Source organism: Bacillus sp. L75, assembly GCF_003676355.1.
GTDB lineage: Bacteria > Bacillota > Bacilli > Bacillales > Bacillaceae > Bacillus > Bacillus velezensis.
Window position 1 is genome coordinate 98,366 of record NZ_ML064906.1, and the last position, 19,661, is coordinate 118,026.

Consider the following 19,661-nt stretch of genomic DNA (forward strand, 5'->3'; position numbering starts at 1 on the left):
ATCGTTTGCATAAACAAAAAAAATCTCCTATGATAATATAGGAGATTTTTTATATGAGTGGAAACTTATGATGGAAATGCCAATCGCAGGAGTTGAAGGACATGACAGAAGAAAAAGCAATTATAATAGGCGGAGGTCCTTGCGGATTATCGGCGGCTATACATCTGAAGCAAATTGGCGTGAACTCGCTTGTGATCGAAAAAGGGAATGTCGTAAACAGCATTTATAACTATCCGACCCACCAAACTTTTTTCAGTTCAAGTGAAAAATTGGAGATCGGCGATGTCGCCTTTATTACGGAAAACAGAAAACCGGTCCGCATACAGGCTCTCTCTTACTACAGAGAGGTTGTCAGAAGAAAAGAGCTGCGCGTAAACGCCTTTGAAACGGTGGAGCGCGTAACGAAACAGGAAGACGGCCGTTTTCTTGTAGAAACATCAAAAGACCGCTACCTCACTCCGTTTTGTATCATTGCGACAGGATATTATGATCATCCGAATTATATGAACATACCGGGTGAAGGGCTTCCTAAGGTATTTCATTACTTTAAAGAAGGCCATCCTTATTTTGATAAAGATGTTGCTGTGATCGGCGGGAAAAACTCAAGTGTGGATGCGGCTTTGGAACTGGTGAAGTCCGGTGCGCGCGTCACGGTGCTCTACAGAGGACATGAGTACTCCCCGAGCATCAAGCCGTGGATTCTGCCTGAGTTTGAGGCCCTCGTCAGAAACGGCACAATCCGGATGGAATTCGGCGCTTGTCTTGAAGAAGTGACGGAAGATGAAATCATTTTCCGCTCCGGCCGAAATGAGACGGTCCGGCTGAAAAACGATTTCGTATTTGCCATGACGGGATACCATCCCGATCACGGTTTCCTCGAAAAAATCGGTGTGCGGATTGATGCGGAATCAGGCCGGCCGTTTTTCCGGGAAGAAACGATGGAAACAAATGTTGACGGTGTTTTTATCGCCGGAGTCATTGCGGCTGGAAATAACGCCAACGAAATTTTTATCGAGAACGGCCGTTTTCACGGCGGCTTGATCGCAAATGAAATATCAAAACGGCTGGGTGCAGAGAGCATATGATCATTCATATGCTCTTTTTTAAAAAAATTGAAAGATGTAAAAATATGAACAACATGGTACGATAGATATAGGAATATAAAGGAAAGAGGTTGCCTGATGTTTGCAATCATCTCTGCAGGAATTGCTCCCGGCATTGCGCTGTTAAGCTATTTTTATTTAAAAGATCAGTATGACAATGAACCCGTACATATGGTGCTGAGGTCTTTTTTTCTCGGGGTTGTTCTTGTGTTTCCGACCATGTTTATCCAATATGTTCTTGAAAAAGAGCATGTAGGGGGAGGAAGCTTTTTCGTTTCGTTTTTGTCTTCGGGATTTCTGGAAGAATCGGTGAAATGGTTCGTTCTGATGATCAGTGTGTATCCGCATGCTCATTTTGATGAGCATTATGACGGAATCGTTTACGGGGCCAGTGTGTCTTTAGGATTTGCCACGCTTGAAAATATTCTGTATCTATTCGGCCACGGCGTTGAGCATGCTTTCATCAGGGCGCTTCTGCCGGTCTCCTGCCATGCGCTGATCGGAGTGATTATGGGATTTTATCTCGGAAAAGCCCGCTTTTCGCAGAAAAAAGCCCGTGTCAAATGGCTTGTGATTTCGCTGGCCGTGCCTTCATGTCTGCACGGTTCTTACGATTTTATTCTTACCGCCCTCAATCATTGGGTATATTATATGCTGCCGTTTATGCTGTTTTTATGGTGGTTCGGGCTGCGAAAGGCAAAAAAAGCACGCTCCGTCAATATGATCCAAGTGTGAAGAAACCGCGCGTCGCGTGCGGTTTCTTTTTTATGCCTTGACAGGGGATAAGAAGGAAACGTGCATAAAAATAACCTCGTGACAGACAATACGGGTACACTTTAAATTTTGCAGTAGGAGGCTTGAAGAGATGAAGTGCAAAGGAGCCTTTATGGCATGTCTCATTCTATTTTCTTTCGCCGCCGCTTTCTTCGATCATCATGAAACGGTTCATGCGTTTTCAAATCAAGTGATTCAAAGAGGCGCGACGGGTGATGATGTTATAGAATTGCAGGCCCGTCTTCAATATAACGGATTTTATAACGGGAAAATCGATGGTGTTTACGGCTGGACCACATACTGGGCCGTGAGAAATTTTCAGGAGAAATTCGGCATGAAACCGGTTGACGGCCTCGTCGGCGCAAAAACCAAACAGGTGCTGATTTCAAAATCAAAATATTACCGTGAATATGTAATGGAGCAGATCCAAAAAGGGAATACGTTCACTCATTATGGCAACGTCCCATTGGAAAACCAAACAAAACCGAGAGCCGGAACGCAGAAGCCGGCGGGAACGAATAAGCCTGCTCAAAAGCCGCAAAACAATACAGGCGGTCAGTCAAATCAAAAGCAAAATACGACAGCGGCCAATATGCCTGGCGGTTTCTCAAACAACGACATCAATCTTCTGGCACAGGCTGTGTACGGGGAAGCACGCGGTGAGCCGTTTGAAGGGCAGGTTGCCATCGCCGCGGTTATTTTAAACCGTATTAAAAGCCCGTTATTTCCGAATACGGTGGCCGGCGTCATTTTCGAACCGCTCGCGTTTACCGCCGTTGCCGACGGCCAAATATATATGCAGCCGAATGAAAGAGCAAAAGAAGCGGTTCTTGATGCGATCAACGGCTGGGATCCTTCTGAAAACGCGATTTATTATTTCAATCCTGATACGGCGACAAGCAAATGGATTTGGGGACGTCCGCAGATAAAAAGAATCGGAAAGCACATTTTCTGTGAGTAAAAGTACGCAAAATGAGGTGTTAACATGATTAGAGGAATCATTATCGCTGTTCTCGGTGTCGCGATCGCCGCAACCGGATACTGGGGATATAAAGAGCATCAGGAAAAAGATGCGGTCCTTCTGCATGCGGAAAATAATTATCAGAGGGCTTTTCATGAATTGACGTACCATGTAGATCAGCTTCACGACAAAATCGGGACGACGCTTGCGATGAACAGTAAAAAATCTCTGTCTCCGGCGCTCATTGATGTATGGAGAATAACATCTGAAGCTCATAACAATGTGAGCCAGCTGCCCCTGACTCTCATGCCTTTTAATAAGACGGAGGAGTTTTTATCCAACATAGGAGATTTCAGCTATAAAACATCCGTCCGGGATTTAGACCAAAAACCGCTTGATAAGAAAGAATATACAACACTGAACAGCCTGTACAAACAGGCGGAGAACATTCAAAACCAGCTCCGCAGCGTTCAGCATCTCGTCATGAGCAAAAATTTACGGTGGATGGATGTTGAGATGGCGCTCGCCTCTGACAAAAAACAAAGCGATAATACGATCGTCGACAGCTTTAAAACAGTCGAAAAAAATGTAGGCGCTTTTTCTGAAGACAGCATCAGCCCCACATTTACGGGAGCAAATACAGAACGAAAAGGTTTTACGCATCTGAAAGGAAAACAAATTACGGAAAAAGAAGCGGTCAAAATCGCGCAACGGTTTGCGCCTGATCATAATTATTCAATTAAAGTGGTCAAAAGCGGCAGGAAGACGAATCGGGACGTATACAGCATCCGCATGAAAGACGCCGACAACAAGTCTTTTATCTATATGGATATTACCCAAAAAGGCGGACATCCGGTCTATTTGATTCAAAAACGGGCCGTGAAGAAACAAAAGATCAGCCTCAATGAAGCATCTAACCGGGCCGTCGCGTTTTTAAAGAAAAATGGATATGAAACAAAAGGCCTCGAAATTGATGAAAGCGCGCAATATAATAACATCGGCGTCTTTTCTTTTATCCCCGTGGAGAAAAATGTCCGCATTTATCCGGAAGCCATCCGAATGAAAGTGGCGCTGGATGATGGTGAAGTCGTCGGTTTTTCCGCGCGTGATTACCTGGCGGCGCACCGCACGAGAACGATTCCGGCTCCCGCTTTGTCAGCTGATGAAGCGAAAGCGAAGCTGAATAAAAATGTTGAAGTGCGGGAGACCCGGCAGGCGCTGATCACGAATGAGCTCGGTCAGGAAGTGCTTTGCTACGAAATGCTCGGGACGATCGGGAAAGACACATATCAAATGTTCATTAATGCGGACGACGGAAAAGAGGAAAAAATAGAAAAGTTAAAAAGTGCAGAACCTATATATAAAGACCTATAAAAATAAAGGAGGAAAGGACTAAAAGTCTTTTCCTTTTTTTCGTTACATGCTTTAATAAAAGCATAAATAATGAAAGAGTGAAGGCCCATGATAGCTGTCGGAGATTATATTTGGATTGAATACATAGAGAACAATGAGCCCAAAAAAGCGAGGAGCAAAGCAGTAAGCGTTGAAAACGGCGAACTGCACATCTCATATCCCGTCGATCTGGATTCGGGACGGACGGTCTTTTTGCATAAAGGATTGGAAATAACAGCGGAATTTATGGGGAATGGCCACGTACCGTATCAATTTAAAAGCATAATCAAAGGAAAGAAAAAAGACCCCATCCCGATGATCGGATTGGACATCCCCCCTCAGGAGGAAATGAAGCGGATTCAAAGACGCCGATACGTCCGTGCAGACGCAGTATTGGATGTATCCGTCAAAATGGAAGCGAAAAAAACCGCTTTCCAAACGGTTTCCTCTAATATCAGCGCCGGCGGAATCGCTGTTGTGATGCCTGAGCATATTTCCGCGGAACCAGGTGAAAAGCTGTATGTCTCATTTTCTCTTCCCGGCAAGGAAAATACAGCCGATATTACGGCCGAGGCTGTTACCCAGCGGATTTTTTATGATGAAAAGGCGGATAAACAAAAAATGACGCTTGAATTTGCAGAAATCGATCCCGCTTCACAGCAGCTTTTACTCCAATATTGTATGCGCGCGCAGCTGCAGCAGAGAAGAAACAGTCTGTCGGAATAAACAGCAGCGCACTTTTCCATACTAATCCTAATGGAGGTGCGCGTGTATGAAAACGTTTGAACGTCTGCTGGTCAAATTGGTCTGCATTCAGCTTATCATTTTGGGCGCGGTGCAATTTTTGCTTCATTATCAGCCTATTGAACCTTATATTTCGAAAGCTGTGAAATATGAGGGAGTTGATAAAATGGAGAAAAAAGAATGGATTGAAACGGTAAAGCGGTAAATCAGCTCAATTTTTTCGCCCCTTTTCCGGCAGTTCATGATACAATCCATAGAGGAGAAAAGAGCAAGGAGAGAGATTATGGACAAGAAATTATCAATTGCGATCGACGGGCCGGCCGCTGCCGGAAAAAGCACCGTTGCTAAAATAGTGGCTGAGAAAAAATCATATGTGTACATTGATACAGGAGCGATGTATCGTGCCATTACATATACGGCGCTCAAGCAGAATGCCGATTTAACTGATGAAGCCGCGCTTACAGAGCTGCTGAAGCGTACGGAAATTGAGCTTGTATCCGCTCCGGAAGGACAAATCGTTCTGGTAAACGGAGAAGATGTGACAGAAGAAATCCGAAAAGACGAAGTCAGCAACCAAGTATCAATCGCCGCCAAGCATAAAGGCGTCAGAGAAGAAATGGTCAAAAGACAGCAGCAGCTCGGACAAAAAGGCGGTGTCGTCATGGACGGCCGTGATATCGGTACTCACGTGCTGCCTGATGCCGAAGTGAAAATTTTTCTGCTCGCGTCCGTAGAGGAAAGAGCGAAGCGCCGATATGAAGAGAATAAGAAAAAAGGCTATGACGTGAATTACGAGACGCTCATTGAAGAAATTGCCAGACGCGACAAACTCGATTCAGAGAGGGAAGTTTCCCCGCTGCGCAAAGCGGAAGACGCGATTGAAATCGATACGACGTCACTCAGCATTGCCGAAGTCGCAGGAAAAATTCTGGAGATCGTCGAACAGAAATCACGTTAACTTCGGGTGGAGCGCTTTATAATTTTTTTCGAAGACAAGATGTTATTGCTTGACAAACCAGTCCATTTATTAGAAGTTAATACTAATAAAACTTTTTATTGATCATTCAAAATCTTTTTTGGATGATTCTTTAATACATATTCGGCTGAAAAGCGGACATTCACATGTTCAGCTTTCAAACCGTATTAATTAAGCTGTGTAGGTTTGGACCAAGGAGGTTATTCAAATGACAGAGGAAATGAATCAAATTGATGTTCAAGTGCCAGAGGTTGGAGATGTAGTAAAAGGGATTGTGACAAAGGTAGAGGACAAGCATGTAGATGTCGAAATTGTCAATGTCAAACAGTCCGGAATCATTCCAATCAGTGAATTATCAAGTCTTCATGTAGAGAAAGCATCGGATGTCGTAAAAGTTGACGACGAGCTTGACCTGAAAGTAACAAAAGTGGAAGACGATGCTTTGATTTTATCTAAACGTGCCGTTGATGCTGACCGCGCTTGGGAAGACCTTGAAAAAAAATTCGACACAAAAGAAGTGTTTGAAGCTGAAGTGAAAGATGTGGTGAAAGGCGGTCTCGTCGTTGATATCGGCGTTCGCGGCTTCATTCCCGCATCACTTGTCGAAGCTCATTTCGTCGAGGATTTCACTGACTATAAAGGGAAAACCCTCTCTCTTATCGTCGTTGAACTCGACCGTGATAAAAACCGGGTGATTCTGTCACACCGGGCTGTAGTGGAAAAAGAACAGACAGCCAAAAAGCATGATTTTCTCCAAACGCTTGAGGTTGGAAGCGTGCTTGAAGGAAAAGTGCAGCGTCTGACTGATTTCGGCGCATTTGTCGACATCGGCGGAATTGACGGGCTTGTTCATATTTCGCAGCTGTCTCATTCACACGTCGAAAAACCGTCTGACGTGGTGGAAGAAGGTCAGGACGTAAAAGTGAAAGTACTGTCCGTAGACCGCGATAACGAACGTATTTCTTTATCTATTAAAGAAACGCTGCCGGGACCTTGGAGCCAGATCGGCGAAAAGGTAAAACAGGGAGATGTGCTTGAAGGAAAAGTGCAGCGCCTTGTAAGCTTCGGCGCCTTCGTTGAAATTCTTCCGGGCGTGGAAGGACTTGTGCACATTTCGCAAATTTCCAATAAACATATCGGAACGCCGCATGAAGTGCTTGAAGAAGGACAGACTGTTAAAGTGAAAGTGCTTGACGTGAACGAAAGCGAAGAGCGCATTTCCTTAAGCATGCGTGAGCTTGAAGAAGCGCCGAAAGCCGATCAGGAGGACTTCCGCCAATACCAGGCGAAAGAAGAGCCGAGCACCGGCTTCCAGCTTGGCGATTTAATCGGAGACAAGCTTAATAAATTAAAATAAATTGGTGATAAAACGTGACACGAGCAGAACGAAAAAGAGAACATATAAATCATGCGCTGTCTACCGGCCAAAACCGGGAAACGGGGCTTGATGATATTACGTTTGTTCATGTCAGCCTACCGAACCTAGCATTGGAAAAAGTGGATATATCAACGAAAATCGGCGGACTCACAAGCAGTTCGCCGATTTTTATCAATGCGATGACAGGCGGCGGCGGACAACTTACATACGAAATTAACAGATCGCTGGCAAGAGCCGCGCGCAAAGCCGGCATGCCGCTGGCTGTCGGTTCGCAAATGTCAGCTTTAAAAGATCCCTCCGAACGGTGTTCTTACGAGATCGTCAGAAAAGAGAATCCGGATGGGCTGGTATTTGCCAATTTAGGCAGCGAGGCGGATGCCGAGCAGGCGAAAAGGGCAGTTGATATGATTCAAGCAGATGCCCTCCAGATTCATTTAAATGTGATTCAGGAGATCGTCATGCCAGAGGGTGACAGAAGCTTTACTGGCGCTCTCGGCCGTATTGAGCGGATTGCGGCGGAAGCGGGAGTTCCCGTTTTTGTCAAAGAAGTCGGCTTCGGAATGAGCAGGGAATCGGCACGGCAGTTATTTGATGCTGGCGCAGCAGCAGTTGATGCCGGCGGATACGGAGGTACGAATTTCTCTAAGATTGAAAATATGCGCAGAGAGAAGGCGCTTCATTTTTTTAATACGTGGGGAATTTCCACTGCCGCAAGCTTAGCGGAAATCCACTCGCTCTCCGCTGATCAATCAATTATCGCATCCGGCGGGCTGCAAAGCGCCCTGGATGTCGCCAAATCGATTGCCCTCGGCGCTTCCGGCGCGGGAATGGCGGGCACTTTCCTGAAAGCTCTCACCTCTAAAGGAGAAGAGGGCCTGTTTGACGAGATGACGGCGCTTTTACAAGAGCTGAAAATGATTATGACCGCCCTCGGATGCCAATCGGTTTCCCAATTGCAAAAGGCGCCTTTGGTCATAAAAGGTGAGACACATCACTGGCTTTCTGAACGGGGGATTGACACGTCCCGTTTCAGCAGACGTTAAAAGGCATGCGAACCCGCATGCCTTTTTCTGTTTTTTACGATTTTCTTTTTCGGAATTCCCCGTTTTGCTCAAGGCTTGTCGCTCCTTTATGGTGAATCGAATCATCGCGATCAGATTCCACCCGTCGGGAGGCTTTCAGTTTTTTCTCCTGTCTGTCTTTTCCCATCCTTATCCGCTCCTTTCAGTCATAATTGGTTTAAAAAATGCGTTCCCGCTCCATACTGGTCAGAGGAGGAGCGATTATGGAACCGTTTTATTATTACTGGTCAATGTGGTTTTTATGGATACTTGCGACTTTTATTTTTGCCAAAACAAAAAGCCGCTTTTACGTATCAGTCTTTATTTTGACTAATATGATGGCAAGCATACATCAGATTACGGCTTATTTTACGCTGAACGCGGCATATGTCATGTTTTTTGCTGCGGCATTTGTTTATGCGGGAAGCCTCGGCATGCATAAACGGCTCCGTAATATTGTGATTCATCTGACGGCGGCTGCGGCGTACGGCTTTATTTTTCTTTTTGCATTATATGACCCTGTTTGGTTTATCATAAAACCTGAATGGGCGGCGGTTATACTGCTTACCGTTATTACGCTTTCCGTTGAGGGGCGGTTCCCTGAGAGGCTTTGTCTTTTTGTTCTCGGCATGTGCCAGGGGGAGCTATTGTATGCTGCGGTCATCCGCAACATTGCGGGTGCAGCAGCCGTCGGTGATTATAAATGGCTTTCAGGCTGTTCGGCGGGAGTGATTCTTCTCGTCGGGCTGACTACATATGAACAGCTTGCGGCGCGCATCAGCCAAAAAAGCAAAAAGCAGGGCAAAGGAGCGACAAAAATGTCTTGAAAACAGACGGAGACTGTTACATGAATGCGAAACATTTTGAAGAATACATTGTGATCTCAGTGAAAACTGATATAATAAATGAGTTAAGCCCTTCTGTTTGAAGGGTTCTTTTCATAGCGAAGATGATTTTTAATAACCGGTTGAACAATTTTTTGTGAAAATGTAAGCGGCTGGATTGAAAGGAAGGGTACTATGGGTAAACCTGTCGTAGCCATTGTCGGAAGACCGAATGTGGGAAAATCCACAATCTTTAACCGGATTGCGGGTGAAAGAATTTCAATAGTAGAAGATACCCCCGGAGTGACGCGGGACCGGATATACAGTTCGGCGGAATGGCTGAATTATGATTTTAACCTGATTGATACGGGCGGAATTGATATCGGAGACGAACCGTTTCTGACACAGATCCGCCAGCAGGCTGAAATCGCCATGGACGAGGCTGATGTGATCATCTTTATGGTGAACGGCCGTGAAGGTGTGACGTCTGCGGATGAAGAAGTGGCAAAAATACTGTACCGGACGAAAAAACCGGTCGTATTAGCCGTAAATAAATTAGATAATACCGAAATGAGAGCGAACATCTATGACTTTTATGCGCTCGGCTTTGGAGAACCGTATCCGATTTCGGGCACACACGGTTTAGGATTGGGAGATTTGCTCGATGCTTGTGCCGAGCATTTTAAAAACATTCCGGAGACGAAGTACAGTGATGATGTCGTTCAATTCTGCCTGATCGGCCGCCCGAATGTCGGAAAATCATCCCTTGTCAATGCGATGCTCGGCGAAGAGCGGGTTATCGTGAGCAACGTAGCCGGAACGACTAGAGACGCTGTGGATACGGCGTTCACCTACAATCAGCAGGAATTTGTAATCGTTGACACGGCGGGAATGAGAAAAAAGGGTAAAGTATATGAAACAACAGAAAAATACAGTGTGCTTCGGGCGTTAAAAGCCATTGACCGCTCAGACGTCGTCGGCGTTGTGCTGAATGCAGAAGAAGGCATCCTTGAGCAGGACAAGCGGATCGCCGGATACGCCCATGAAGCCGGGAAAGCCGTCGTCATTATCGTAAACAAATGGGATGCCGTTGATAAGGACGAGCGCACGATGAAAGAATTTGAACAGAATATTCGGGAGCATTTCCAATTTCTCGATTATGCGCCGGTGCTGTTTATGTCGGCACTGACGACAAAGCGGATTCATACACTCATGCCTGCGATTATTAAAGCGAGTGAAAACCACTCTCTCCGCGTGCAGACAAATGTCTTAAATGATGTCATCATGGATGCGGTCGCCATGAATCCGACTCCGACGCACAACGGCTCCCGTCTGAAAATTTACTATGCGACTCAAGTCGCTGTTAAGCCGCCGAGCTTCGTTGTTTTTGTCAACGATCCGGAACTGATGCATTTTTCTTATGAACGCTTTTTAGAAAACCGAATCCGGGACGCTTTCGGATTTGAAGGTACGCCAATTAAAATATTTGCAAGAGCAAGAAAATAAAAAGGTGTGATACAGAGATGAAAAAAGTGGCAATGCTTGGAGCGGGAAGCTGGGGCACTGCACTTTCTTTAGTGCTGGCTGATAACGGACATCAAGTCATGATGTGGGGACACCGTGCCGAATTGATCGATCAAATCAACGAACTGCATGAAAACAAAGATTACCTGCCGGGGGTGGAGCTATCAAGTTCTATCATCGGTACAGCTGATTTAAGCGAGGCTTTAAAAGGAGCTGACTTCATCATTGTGGCAGTTCCGACAAAAGCCATTCGGGAAGTGCTGAAAAAGGCTCTGCCGTACATCCCGAAACAATCGATTTTTGTTCATGTCAGCAAGGGAATTGAGCCGGATTCGCTTCTCCGCATTTCAGAATTAATGGAAGAGGAGCTGCCTGAGGAGTACAGAAAAGACATCGTCGTGCTTTCAGGGCCGAGCCACGCTGAGGAAGTCGGATTAAGACACCCGACGACTGTTACATCATCTTCAAAAAATATCAAGGCTGCAGAAGCGGTTCAGGATTTATTTATGAACCAGCATTTCCGCGTCTATACCAATCCGGATATGATCGGTGTTGAAATAGGGGGAGCGTTAAAGAATATCATCGCTCTTGCAGCGGGGATTACAGACGGATTGGGATACGGAGATAATGCAAAAGCGGCCTTAATCACCCGAGGTCTTGCTGAAATCGCCAGACTCGGCACAAAGATGGGCGGAAATCCGCTCACCTTTTCCGGCCTGACCGGCGTAGGCGATTTAATCGTGACGTGTACAAGCGTTCATTCCCGAAACTGGCGCGCCGGCAACCTGCTCGGCAAAGGATACAAGCTGGAAGCTGTCCTGGATAAGATGGGGATGGTTGTTGAAGGCGTGCGGACGACGAAAGCTGCGTATCAGCTGTCTCAAAAATACCAAGTGAAAATGCCGATCACAGAGGCGCTTCACCAAGTATTATTTAACGGGCAGAAGGTAGAAACGGCCGTAGAATCCTTAATGGCCAGAGTGAAAACCCATGAGATGGAAGACTTGGTCAACACATTCGAAAACCGGGTGAAGTGACAATAACATGCCGTCAGCATATTCTGAAGTGACGAAAGTCCAAAACGCAGAACTCTCCGGCTGAAATCGCTTAAAACATTTGCTGATTTAGGCAGAAGAGGATGCAGACGTATGCATCTGCGCATACTATAGCATCGAAGTCCAAGAGAGTGTATCTCAGACGTACAGGTGAATATAGTCAACTTGACTGAAGCAAAGTCCCCCTCTTTGCTTCAGTTTTTTTGTTTTTTCAATAGATGGAAAACCTGTTGATCTTTTCAACATTTGTATATTAAAATGAAATATAACGCTTACAATGATGGGACGGGGGGCACGAACGTGAGTGTGGCATTGATGAAAATGTGGTTTGCGCTTGGTGCTATGGGATTAATGTTTGTTGCGGTGGCCTCTATTTATGTCAGCAGGTACAAAGTGAAAAACAAACTGATAAAAGCAGCGGTTTCTTCACTCGCTTATGCCTGCATGGTCATCTCGGGATTGATCGTGTTAATGGTCGTTTTCAGCGGGCCTGTCAATGAATAAAGCAAAAAGGGGGCGCGGAATGCATAAGTTAAAAATGGCCGTCATAACGGCAATGGCGGTGCTTCTGCTGTCCGGCTGTCTGTACCCTGAAGCGGAAAAAACTGAAAATAAAGTATCTTACAAACATCAGCTTCAGCAGGTGCAAGCGGCAGTGGATGAATTTAAAAAGGCGAACGGCGGACTTCTGCCGATTCAGACAAAAGATATGAAAACACCGCTCTATCAAAAATATCCGATAGATTTTAAGCGGCTCGCGCCCAGATACATAGAGGAGCCGCCGGCCTCAGCTTATGAAAGCGGAGGAATGTACCAATACGTGCTTGTCGATGTGGAAAATAAGCCGACCGTCAAGCTGGTCGATCTCCAAATGGCGGAAGCAATCCGCGACATGAAGCTGCGTGTCAAAATGTATCAGGAAAAGCATACATATCCTCCCTATGAGGACGCCGTTTCAAAAGGGCTTTTCACTTTAAATAAAAAAAAGCTCGGCATGAAAGACTCTCCTTCAGTCAAAAGTCCGGTTTCAGGCACGTCTCTGCCGCTTTTAATCGGCGCTGACGGAGAAATCTATGCCGACTATCGCGTCGATCTCGCCCGCTGCCTGAAGGAAAACAAAAAGAAAATCAAACCGGGCGCGGAAATTCAAGATATTTTATGGAAAGAGACTCCTTTCGTCCCGGCCTTTTCAGTCACATACACCGTAAATGAAAAACAGGAACCCGTTTTTTTAGAAAGTCAAACGAAACAGGAATGAACCTTTTTCCCGCGCATACAAATAGGGAGAAAGGTTTTTTTGATTTTGATAGAAAAGACTGCCTGAAAATTTTCTAAAGATGTCATATTGAAATAGGACAACGTCATACACATATAGTGTCCTGTATTTGATTGGAGAATGGTGAATGAAAAATGATAAGGATAGGAAGTCCGGGAGGGGATCACTTGGAAAAGGTCGATATTTTCAAGGATATCGCTGAACGAACAGGGGGCGATATATACTTAGGAGTCGTTGGCGCTGTCCGTACAGGGAAATCTACATTCATTAAAAAATTTATGGAGCTCGTGGTGCTCCCGAATATCAGCAATGAGGCCGATCGAGCGCGGGCGCAGGATGAGCTTCCGCAAAGCGCAGCAGGAAAAACGATAATGACCACAGAACCAAAATTTGTCCCGAATCAAGCCATGTCCGTTCATGTCGCGGAAGGACTTGATGTCAACATCCGTCTTGTGGATTGTGTGGGATATACGGTTCCCGGGGCGAAGGGATATGAGGATGAAAACGGCCCGAGAATGATCAATACACCTTGGTACGAAGAACCGATTCCCTTTCATGAGGCAGCGGAAATCGGTACGAGAAAAGTCATCCAGGAACACTCCACAATCGGGGTCGTCATTACGACAGACGGCTCAATCGGCGATATTGCGCGGGGCGATTACGTGGAAGCGGAAGAAAGAGTCATCGACGAGCTGAAGGAAGTCGGCAAACCGTTTATTATGGTCATCAACTCGGTAAAACCGTACCACCCGGAAACAGAAGCGCTCAGAGCTGAATTAAGCGCGAAATATGATATTCCCGTCCTCGCCATGAGTGTTGAAAGCATGCGGGAAACAGATGTGTTAAGCGTCCTCAGAGAAGCGCTTTACGAGTTCCCTGTGCTGGAAGTCAATGTCAACCTTCCGAGCTGGGTCATGGTGCTGAAAGAAAATCACTGGCTCAGAGAGAGCTACCAGGAATCAGTGAAAGAAACCGTAAAAGATATTAAACGCCTGCGCGATGTCGACCGGGTTGTCGGCCACTTCAGTGAATTTGAGTTTATTGAAAGCGCCGGATTGGCCGGAATCGAACTTGGCCAGGGTGTCGCAGAAATTGATTTGTATGCGCCGGATCATTTATATGACCAGATTTTAAAAGAAGTGGTCGGCGTTGAAATCCGCGGGAAAGACCACCTGCTTGAATTAATGCAGGACTTCGCCCACGCGAAAAAAGAATATGATCAGGTATCAGATGCGCTGAAAATGGTGAAACAGACCGGCTACGGCATTGCCGCCCCGGCCTTAGCCGATATGAGCCTTGATGAACCGGAAATCATCAGACAGGGATCAAGATTCGGAGTAAGGCTCAAAGCGGTCGCTCCGTCCATTCATATGATCAAAGTGGATGTGGAAAGTGAATTCGCGCCGATCATCGGGACGGAAAAACAAAGTGAAGAACTTGTCCGTTACTTAATGCAGGACTTTGAAGATGATCCGCTTTCTATCTGGAACTCCGATATTTTCGGCAGATCATTGAGCTCTATCGTAAGAGAAGGAATCTCCGCAAAACTGTCACTCATGCCGGAAAATGCGAGATATAAACTGAAAGAAACGCTGGAGAGAATTATTAACGAAGGCTCAGGCGGCCTGATCGCCATTATTTTGTAAGCTGAAGGACCTCTTCCTGAAACGGGGGGTCTTTTTTTATTCTTTTTAGATACTGGAAATCAATCAAGGATTAGGAGGAAAAAAGCAAAAAAAGGAATATTTGTTCGGTGAAACACGTGAAAACCTTGACGAGCAAGGGATTGAGGCTTTAAAATGCTTGATATGGCTTTTTATATGTGTTACTCTACATACAGAAAATCTTCACTTTGTTGGACAAACATTCCTCAAAGTGTCTGTTTTCTTTTGAAAAGCCGTTTACTTGTCTGTTCTTCCCTGCTTTGATTTTTTATCAGACAGGTTTAGAATCAGGCTGAACTGTGAAGAAATGATAATAAACTGCTGATTTGATACCCTTTTGGGAGGAGGTGAAAGGCATGAACAAGACAGAACTAATCAATGCGGTTGCTGAAGCAAGCGAATTGTCTAAAAAAGACGCTACAAAAGCAGTTGATTCTGTTTTTGATACGATTTTAGATGCACTTAAAAACGGTGATAAAATCCAACTGATCGGTTTCGGTAACTTTGAGGTGCGCGAGCGTTCTGCACGTAAAGGACGTAACCCGCAAACAGGTGAAGAAATCGAAATCCCTGCAAGCAAGGTACCTGCTTTCAAACCAGGTAAAGCTCTTAAAGACGCTGTTGCAGGAAAATAATTGTGAATATAGATCGTGTATGCATCTGATACATACACTTTGTTTCTTCACAGAAAAGCCCCTTGATAAAGGGGCTTTTCATATTTAAGCAGCCTCGGTCACCGGGCAGGACTTTCGTTTTGCTTTTGGCGCGGCAAATGTGCTAGAATCGAAATTAAATGTATTCAATGGTGGAGGACACAGACAATGAAAGAAGTTAATAAAGAACAGATTGAACAGGCGGTTCGCCAGATTTTAGAGGCGATTGGAGAAGACCCGGACCGGGAAGGGCTTTTAGATACGCCGAAACGCGTGGCAAAAATGTACGCGGAAGTATTCTCGGGATTAAACGAAGACCCGAAAGAACACTTTAAAACCGTTTTCGGAGAAGACCATGAGGAGCTTGTTCTTGTAAAAGATATCGCGTTTCATTCCATGTGTGAACATCACCTTGTTCCTTTTTACGGAAAAGCGCATATTGCCTACATTCCGCGCGGCGGCAAAGTGACAGGCCTGAGTAAATTGGCGCGGGCGGTGGAAGCCGTCTCAAAACGCCCGCAGCTGCAGGAGCGCATCACTTCAACGATTGCAGAAAGCATCGTAGAGACCTTAGATCCCCACGGCGTCATGGTTGTCGTCGAAGCTGAGCATATGTGCATGACGATGAGGGGCGTAAGAAAGCCGGGTGCAAAAACAGTGACTTCCGCTGTAAGAGGTATTTTTAAAGATGACGCAGCGGCGCGTTCCGAAGTGTTAGAACATATTAAACGTGCGGATTAATAATGATAGAGGGTGCAGATATGAATTCAAAGCATTCAAGTGATTTTGTCGTCATTAAAGCGGTCGAGGACGGCGTGAACGTCATCGGTTTAACGAGAGGAACGGATACGAAATTTCACCATTCCGAAAAACTGGACAAAGGCGAAGTGATTATCGCTCAGTTTACTGAGCATACCTCTGCCATCAAAGTGAGAGGCAACGCCCTCATCCAGACCGCTTACGGAGAAATGAAGAGCGAAAAAAAATAAGCCGGCTGTTTCCCGCTTTTGCCAAATGCCCGCAAACGGCGGGAGAATACAGCCAATTTCTTTTTTTTATGCTATAATGATACCTGCGTATAATAATGACGAGTAAATCTCATACATATTAGAATAAATGTGAATTTGGGGACAAGGGTGATATTTTTGCAAGACATCTACGGAACTTTAGCGAATCTAAATACGAAATTAAAACAAAAGCTGTCTCATCCTTATTTAGCGAAACATATTTCTGCGCCTAAAATCGATGAGGATAAGCTTCTTCTTTTTCACGCTTTGTTTGAAGAGGCGGACATTAAGAACAACGACAGAGAAAATTACATAGTAACTGCGATGCTTGTCCAAAGCGCCCTTGATACCCACGATGAAGTGACAACAGCCAGAGCGTTAAAGCGAGACGAAAATAAAAACCGGCAGCTCACCGTGCTTGCCGGCGACTATTTCAGCGGACTGTATTATTCGCTTTTATCTGAAATGAAGGATATCTATATGATTCGGACGCTCGCTACGGCAATTAAAGAAATCAATGAGCATAAAATCCGTCTGTACGATCGGTCTGTCAATGACTTGAATCAATTGATCGAAAGCATGGCGATTGTGGAAGCGGCCCTGTTTCACAGAGTGTCAGACCACTTTAATCTTCCGCGCTGGAAAGAGCTGGCGAGTGATTTTTTTGTATATAAGCGGCTGATGAACGGCAATGCTATATTTCTCGATGTCATCGGCAATATTGTAAAGTCAGGAAAATCAAAGGCTGACATAATGGAAGATAGCTTCCGAAAGGCAAAGCAAAGCATTGAAACGCTGCTGCCGCTCAATTCACCAATCCAAAACCTAATGCTGAACCGGCTTAAAGCGATCAGCCAGGACAAAACATATCATCAGAAAGTGGAAGAAGGGTAATCAACATGCAGGAGTCAAAAGAACAGCGCGTACACGGCGTGTTTGAAAAAATCTATAAAAATTATGACCAAATGAACTCTGTTATCAGTTTTCAGCAGCATAAAAAATGGCGCGATAAAACGATGCAGATCATGAATGTAAAAGAAGGCGCAAAAGCGCTTGATGTCTGCTGCGGAACTGCTGACTGGACGATTGCCCTCGCAGAAGCGGCCGGAAAAAGCGGCGAAATCAAAGGACTGGATTTCAGCAAAAATATGCTGAGCATCGGTGAGAAAAAAGTGAAAGAGGGCGGTTACAGCCAAATTGAGCTTTTGCACGGAAATGCGATGGAGCTTCCTTTCGCTGATGATTCTTTTGATTTTGTCACCATCGGCTTCGGGCTGCGGAACGTTCCCGACTATCTGACCGTGCTGAAAGAAATGCGGCGGGTCGTCAAACCGGGCGGACAGGTCGTATGTCTGGAAACATCCCAGCCGGAAATGTTCGGATTCAGACAGGCATATTTTCTTTATTTTAAATACATCATGCCTTTCTTCGGAAAAATGTTTGCGAAGAGCTATAAAGAATATTCTTGGCTTCAAGAATCGGCAAGAGAATTTCCCGGTATGAAAGAACTTGCCCGTCTGTTTGAAGAAGCGGGCCTGACGAATGTCAAATACCATTCGTTTACCGGCGGAGTGGCTGCTACGCATATCGGTTGGAAATGATGAATATACAGATGTTTGGGTGAATGATATGAAATTTAAAATGGCCTATTCTTTTTTAAATGACGATATTGATGTGATCGAAAGGGAGCTTGAGCAAACGGTGCGGTCAGACTATCCCTTGCTGAGTGAAGCCGGGCTCCACCTGCTCCAGGCGGGCGGCAAGCGGATCCGCCCTGTTTTCGTATTGCTTTCCGGCATGTTCGGCGACTATGACATTAATAAAATAAAATATGTTGCGGTGACGCTGGAAATGATTCATATGGCGTCCCTCGTGCATGACGACGTCATTGATGACGCCGAGCTGCGGAGGGGAAAACCGACCATCAAAGCCAAGTGGGACAACCGCATCGCCATGTATACCGGTGATTATATGCTTGCGGGCTCACTTGAGATGATGACGAGATTGGATGAGCCGAAAGCCCACCGGATCCTGTCCAAAACCATCGTAGAAGTATGCCTCGGAGAAATTGAACAGATCAGAGATAAATACAATATGGAGCAAAACCTCAGAACCTATTTGCGCCGCATTAAACGGAAAACGGCTCTTCTCATTGCCGTCAGCTGCCAGCTCGGCGCCATCGCTTCGGGAGCTGATGAGAAGATTCACAAAGCATTATATTGGTTCGGTTATTACGTGGGCATGTCCTATCAGATTATTGACGACATTCTTGATTTCACCTCAACGGAAGAGGAACTGGGAAAACCGGTCGGAGGGGATCTGCTGCAAGGAAATGTCACTCTGCCCGTTTTGTACGCGCTCCGTCAGCCTGAATTGAAAAATCAGCTGAAATTAATTAACAGTGAAACAACACAGGAGCAGCTCGCCCCCATTATTGAAAATATTAAACGCACAGACGCGATTGAAAAATCAATGGCCGTCAGTGACAGGTACTTAAAAAAAGCGTTTGAAAAACTGAATACACTGCCGAGAGGACGTGCGCGCTCATCATTGGCCGCCATCGCCAAATATATCGGCAAACGGAAATTTTAAATTCCTTTTTACGAACAAGATGTGAACATTCTCCGCCCTGGATTGATTAATTGTCAGAAAGATGTTACGATTTCGGTGTGCAACTTGAAAGCCTATACATAATGATGGGGTGGAGAATCTTATGGAAAAAACTTTTATCATGGTAAAACCGGACGGCGTACAGCGCCAGCTGATCGGAGAGATTTTATCCAGATTTGAGCGTAAGGGCTTACAATTGGCAGGAGCCAAGCTAATGCAAGTTTCAGAACAGATGGCTGAAACCCATTATGCTGAACATAAAGGGAAGCCGTTTTTCGGCGAGCTTGTGGAATTCATTACATCAGGACCCGTATTTGCAATGGTATGGGAAGGGGAAAATGTAGTAGAGATCACAAGACAGCTGATCGGAAAAACGAACCCGAAAGATGCACTGCCGGGCACAATCCGCGGTGACTACGGCATGTTTGTCGGCAAAAATATCATTCACGGTTCAGACTCCTTAGAAAGCGCTGAGCGGGAAATTCACATTTTCTTTAAACAGGAAGAGCTTGTACCGTATCAAAAATTAATGGCCGACTGGGTGTACTAAGCCGTCAGCCTTTCTTTTTCTCGCATTATGAAAAGGTTTACATCATTTATGAAAGACAGAGGCTGCGCTGCCCTGTCTTTTCGTTTCTCACAAATCAGCCCGCGGGCTG

General features: G+C 45.5%; 23 protein-coding genes. 22 read left to right on the forward strand and 1 reads right to left on the reverse strand.

Annotated elements, in window-relative coordinates:
- The first annotated feature begins 101 nt into the window (after nt 1–101).
- From D5S11_RS12165 to fni, 9 genes are all read left to right on the forward strand, one after another.
- The gene (locus D5S11_RS12165) at nt 102–1,085 is read left to right on the forward strand and encodes a YpdA family putative bacillithiol disulfide reductase (protein WP_020956007.1); all 984 of its coding nucleotides are present in this window, start codon (nt 102–104) and stop codon (nt 1,083–1,085) included.
- A 96-nt stretch (nt 1,086–1,181) separates the two neighbouring features.
- Nucleotides 1,182–1,838 (forward strand): glutamic-type intramembrane protease PrsW, encoded by a 657-nt coding sequence (gene prsW / locus D5S11_RS12170; protein WP_003153415.1) that lies wholly within the window; start codon nt 1,182–1,184, stop codon nt 1,836–1,838.
- Nucleotides 1,839–1,968: 130 nt separating this feature from the next.
- On the forward strand, nt 1,969–2,838 hold the full coding sequence (gene sleB, locus D5S11_RS12175) for a spore cortex-lytic enzyme (RefSeq protein ID WP_007409447.1): 870 nt from the start codon (nt 1,969–1,971) through the stop codon (nt 2,836–2,838).
- Nucleotides 2,839–2,862: 24 nt separating this feature from the next.
- Nucleotides 2,863–4,212, forward strand: coding sequence for a germination protein YpeB (ypeB, locus tag D5S11_RS12180; protein ID WP_007409448.1), 1,350 nt, complete (start codon nt 2,863–2,865; stop codon nt 4,210–4,212).
- A gap of 87 nt (nt 4,213–4,299) precedes the next feature.
- Complete coding sequence (locus D5S11_RS12185) at nt 4,300–4,956, forward strand: flagellar brake protein (protein WP_007409449.1); 657 nt, start codon at nt 4,300–4,302, stop codon at nt 4,954–4,956.
- Between the two features lie 46 nt (nt 4,957–5,002).
- Nucleotides 5,003–5,179 carry a YpfB family protein gene (locus D5S11_RS19900; RefSeq protein WP_003153420.1) on the forward strand — a complete coding sequence of 59 codons (177 nt, stop codon included), beginning with the start codon at nt 5,003–5,005 and terminating at the stop codon, nt 5,177–5,179.
- Between the two features lie 78 nt (nt 5,180–5,257).
- A complete protein-coding gene (gene cmk, locus D5S11_RS12190; protein ID WP_014305316.1) occupies nt 5,258–5,932 on the forward strand; it encodes a (d)CMP kinase in 675 nt (224 codons plus the stop codon).
- A gap of 226 nt (nt 5,933–6,158) precedes the next feature.
- Nucleotides 6,159–7,307, forward strand: a complete 1,149-nt coding sequence (gene rpsA, locus D5S11_RS12195) for a 30S ribosomal protein S1 (RefSeq protein ID WP_003153426.1) — start codon at nt 6,159–6,161, stop codon at nt 7,305–7,307.
- A 14-nt stretch (nt 7,308–7,321) separates the two neighbouring features.
- Nucleotides 7,322–8,371 carry a type 2 isopentenyl-diphosphate Delta-isomerase gene (gene fni, locus D5S11_RS12200; RefSeq protein WP_061046652.1) on the forward strand — a complete coding sequence of 350 codons (1,050 nt, stop codon included), beginning with the start codon at nt 7,322–7,324 and terminating at the stop codon, nt 8,369–8,371.
- 34 nt (nt 8,372–8,405) lie between these two features.
- Here the strand turns inward: fni and D5S11_RS12205 are convergent, their stop codons facing one another.
- A complete protein-coding gene (locus tag D5S11_RS12205; protein WP_003153429.1) occupies nt 8,406–8,537 on the reverse strand; it encodes a YpzI family protein in 132 nt (43 codons plus the stop codon).
- Nucleotides 8,538–8,613: 76 nt separating this feature from the next.
- On the opposite strand from D5S11_RS12205, the gene D5S11_RS12210 reads away from it, so the two are divergent.
- From D5S11_RS12210 to ndk, 13 genes are all read left to right on the forward strand, one after another.
- The gene (locus tag D5S11_RS12210) at nt 8,614–9,216 is read left to right on the forward strand and encodes a YphA family membrane protein (RefSeq protein WP_012117870.1); all 603 of its coding nucleotides are present in this window, start codon (nt 8,614–8,616) and stop codon (nt 9,214–9,216) included.
- A gap of 192 nt (nt 9,217–9,408) precedes the next feature.
- Nucleotides 9,409–10,719 carry a ribosome biogenesis GTPase Der gene (der, locus tag D5S11_RS12215; protein ID WP_003153433.1) on the forward strand — a complete coding sequence of 437 codons (1,311 nt, stop codon included), beginning with the start codon at nt 9,409–9,411 and terminating at the stop codon, nt 10,717–10,719.
- Between the two features lie 17 nt (nt 10,720–10,736).
- Nucleotides 10,737–11,774, forward strand: coding sequence for an NAD(P)H-dependent glycerol-3-phosphate dehydrogenase (locus D5S11_RS12220; RefSeq protein ID WP_003153434.1), 1,038 nt, complete (start codon nt 10,737–10,739; stop codon nt 11,772–11,774).
- Between the two features lie 318 nt (nt 11,775–12,092).
- Entirely contained in the window at nt 12,093–12,296 is a 204-nt protein-coding gene (locus tag D5S11_RS12225; RefSeq protein WP_003153435.1) for a DUF2768 domain-containing protein, read from the forward strand.
- A 19-nt stretch (nt 12,297–12,315) separates the two neighbouring features.
- Entirely contained in the window at nt 12,316–13,050 is a 735-nt protein-coding gene (locus D5S11_RS12230) for a hypothetical protein (RefSeq protein ID WP_007409453.1), read from the forward strand.
- A 185-nt stretch (nt 13,051–13,235) separates the two neighbouring features.
- Nucleotides 13,236–14,714: a stage IV sporulation protein A gene (spoIVA, locus tag D5S11_RS12235; protein ID WP_007409454.1), complete on the forward strand. Its 1,479-nt coding sequence runs from the start codon at nt 13,236–13,238 to the stop codon at nt 14,712–14,714.
- 374 nt (nt 14,715–15,088) lie between these two features.
- A complete protein-coding gene (gene hbs / locus D5S11_RS12240) occupies nt 15,089–15,367 on the forward strand; it encodes a non-specific DNA-binding protein Hbs (RefSeq protein ID WP_003153447.1) in 279 nt (92 codons plus the stop codon).
- A gap of 186 nt (nt 15,368–15,553) precedes the next feature.
- Nucleotides 15,554–16,126: a GTP cyclohydrolase I FolE gene (folE, locus tag D5S11_RS12245; protein WP_003153448.1), complete on the forward strand. Its 573-nt coding sequence runs from the start codon at nt 15,554–15,556 to the stop codon at nt 16,124–16,126.
- A 20-nt stretch (nt 16,127–16,146) separates the two neighbouring features.
- Nucleotides 16,147–16,374: a trp RNA-binding attenuation protein MtrB gene (gene mtrB, locus D5S11_RS12250; RefSeq protein WP_032866315.1), complete on the forward strand. Its 228-nt coding sequence runs from the start codon at nt 16,147–16,149 to the stop codon at nt 16,372–16,374.
- Nucleotides 16,375–16,530: 156 nt separating this feature from the next.
- Entirely contained in the window at nt 16,531–17,286 is a 756-nt protein-coding gene (hepS, locus tag D5S11_RS12255) for a heptaprenyl diphosphate synthase component 1 (RefSeq protein ID WP_007409455.1), read from the forward strand.
- 5 nt (nt 17,287–17,291) lie between these two features.
- Complete coding sequence (menG, locus tag D5S11_RS12260) at nt 17,292–17,993, forward strand: demethylmenaquinone methyltransferase (RefSeq protein WP_003153453.1); 702 nt, start codon at nt 17,292–17,294, stop codon at nt 17,991–17,993.
- A gap of 28 nt (nt 17,994–18,021) precedes the next feature.
- Nucleotides 18,022–18,984: a heptaprenyl diphosphate synthase component II gene (hepT, locus tag D5S11_RS12265; protein ID WP_003153454.1), complete on the forward strand. Its 963-nt coding sequence runs from the start codon at nt 18,022–18,024 to the stop codon at nt 18,982–18,984.
- 121 nt (nt 18,985–19,105) lie between these two features.
- Nucleotides 19,106–19,552: a nucleoside-diphosphate kinase gene (gene ndk, locus D5S11_RS12270; RefSeq protein WP_012117865.1), complete on the forward strand. Its 447-nt coding sequence runs from the start codon at nt 19,106–19,108 to the stop codon at nt 19,550–19,552.
- Nucleotides 19,553–19,661 lie beyond the last annotated feature (109 nt).

Bases quoted from the DNA above. Each gene is read 5' to 3' on its own strand.
- D5S11_RS12165 (WP_020956007.1), top strand. From the start codon at position 102: ATGACAGAAGAAAAAGCAATTATAATAGGCGGAGGTCCTTGCGGATTA.
- prsW (WP_003153415.1), top strand. From the start codon at position 1,182: ATGTTTGCAATCATCTCTGCAGGAATTGCTCCCGGCATTGCGCTGTTA.
- sleB (WP_007409447.1), top strand. From the start codon at position 1,969: ATGAAGTGCAAAGGAGCCTTTATGGCATGTCTCATTCTATTTTCTTTC.
- ypeB (WP_007409448.1), top strand. From the start codon at position 2,863: ATGATTAGAGGAATCATTATCGCTGTTCTCGGTGTCGCGATCGCCGCA.
- D5S11_RS12185 (WP_007409449.1), top strand. From the start codon at position 4,300: ATGATAGCTGTCGGAGATTATATTTGGATTGAATACATAGAGAACAAT.
- D5S11_RS19900 (WP_003153420.1), top strand. From the start codon at position 5,003: ATGAAAACGTTTGAACGTCTGCTGGTCAAATTGGTCTGCATTCAGCTT.
- cmk (WP_014305316.1), top strand. From the start codon at position 5,258: ATGGACAAGAAATTATCAATTGCGATCGACGGGCCGGCCGCTGCCGGA.
- rpsA (WP_003153426.1), top strand. From the start codon at position 6,159: ATGACAGAGGAAATGAATCAAATTGATGTTCAAGTGCCAGAGGTTGGA.
- D5S11_RS12205 (WP_003153429.1), bottom strand. From the start codon at position 8,537: ATGGGAAAAGACAGACAGGAGAAAAAACTGAAAGCCTCCCGACGGGTG.
- D5S11_RS12210 (WP_012117870.1), top strand. From the start codon at position 8,614: ATGGAACCGTTTTATTATTACTGGTCAATGTGGTTTTTATGGATACTT.
- der (WP_003153433.1), top strand. From the start codon at position 9,409: ATGGGTAAACCTGTCGTAGCCATTGTCGGAAGACCGAATGTGGGAAAA.
- D5S11_RS12220 (WP_003153434.1), top strand. From the start codon at position 10,737: ATGAAAAAAGTGGCAATGCTTGGAGCGGGAAGCTGGGGCACTGCACTT.
- D5S11_RS12230 (WP_007409453.1), top strand. From the start codon at position 12,316: ATGCATAAGTTAAAAATGGCCGTCATAACGGCAATGGCGGTGCTTCTG.
- hbs (WP_003153447.1), top strand. From the start codon at position 15,089: ATGAACAAGACAGAACTAATCAATGCGGTTGCTGAAGCAAGCGAATTG.
- folE (WP_003153448.1), top strand. From the start codon at position 15,554: ATGAAAGAAGTTAATAAAGAACAGATTGAACAGGCGGTTCGCCAGATT.
- mtrB (WP_032866315.1), top strand. From the start codon at position 16,147: ATGAATTCAAAGCATTCAAGTGATTTTGTCGTCATTAAAGCGGTCGAG.
- menG (WP_003153453.1), top strand. From the start codon at position 17,292: ATGCAGGAGTCAAAAGAACAGCGCGTACACGGCGTGTTTGAAAAAATC.
- hepT (WP_003153454.1), top strand. From the start codon at position 18,022: ATGAAATTTAAAATGGCCTATTCTTTTTTAAATGACGATATTGATGTG.
- ndk (WP_012117865.1), top strand. From the start codon at position 19,106: ATGGAAAAAACTTTTATCATGGTAAAACCGGACGGCGTACAGCGCCAG.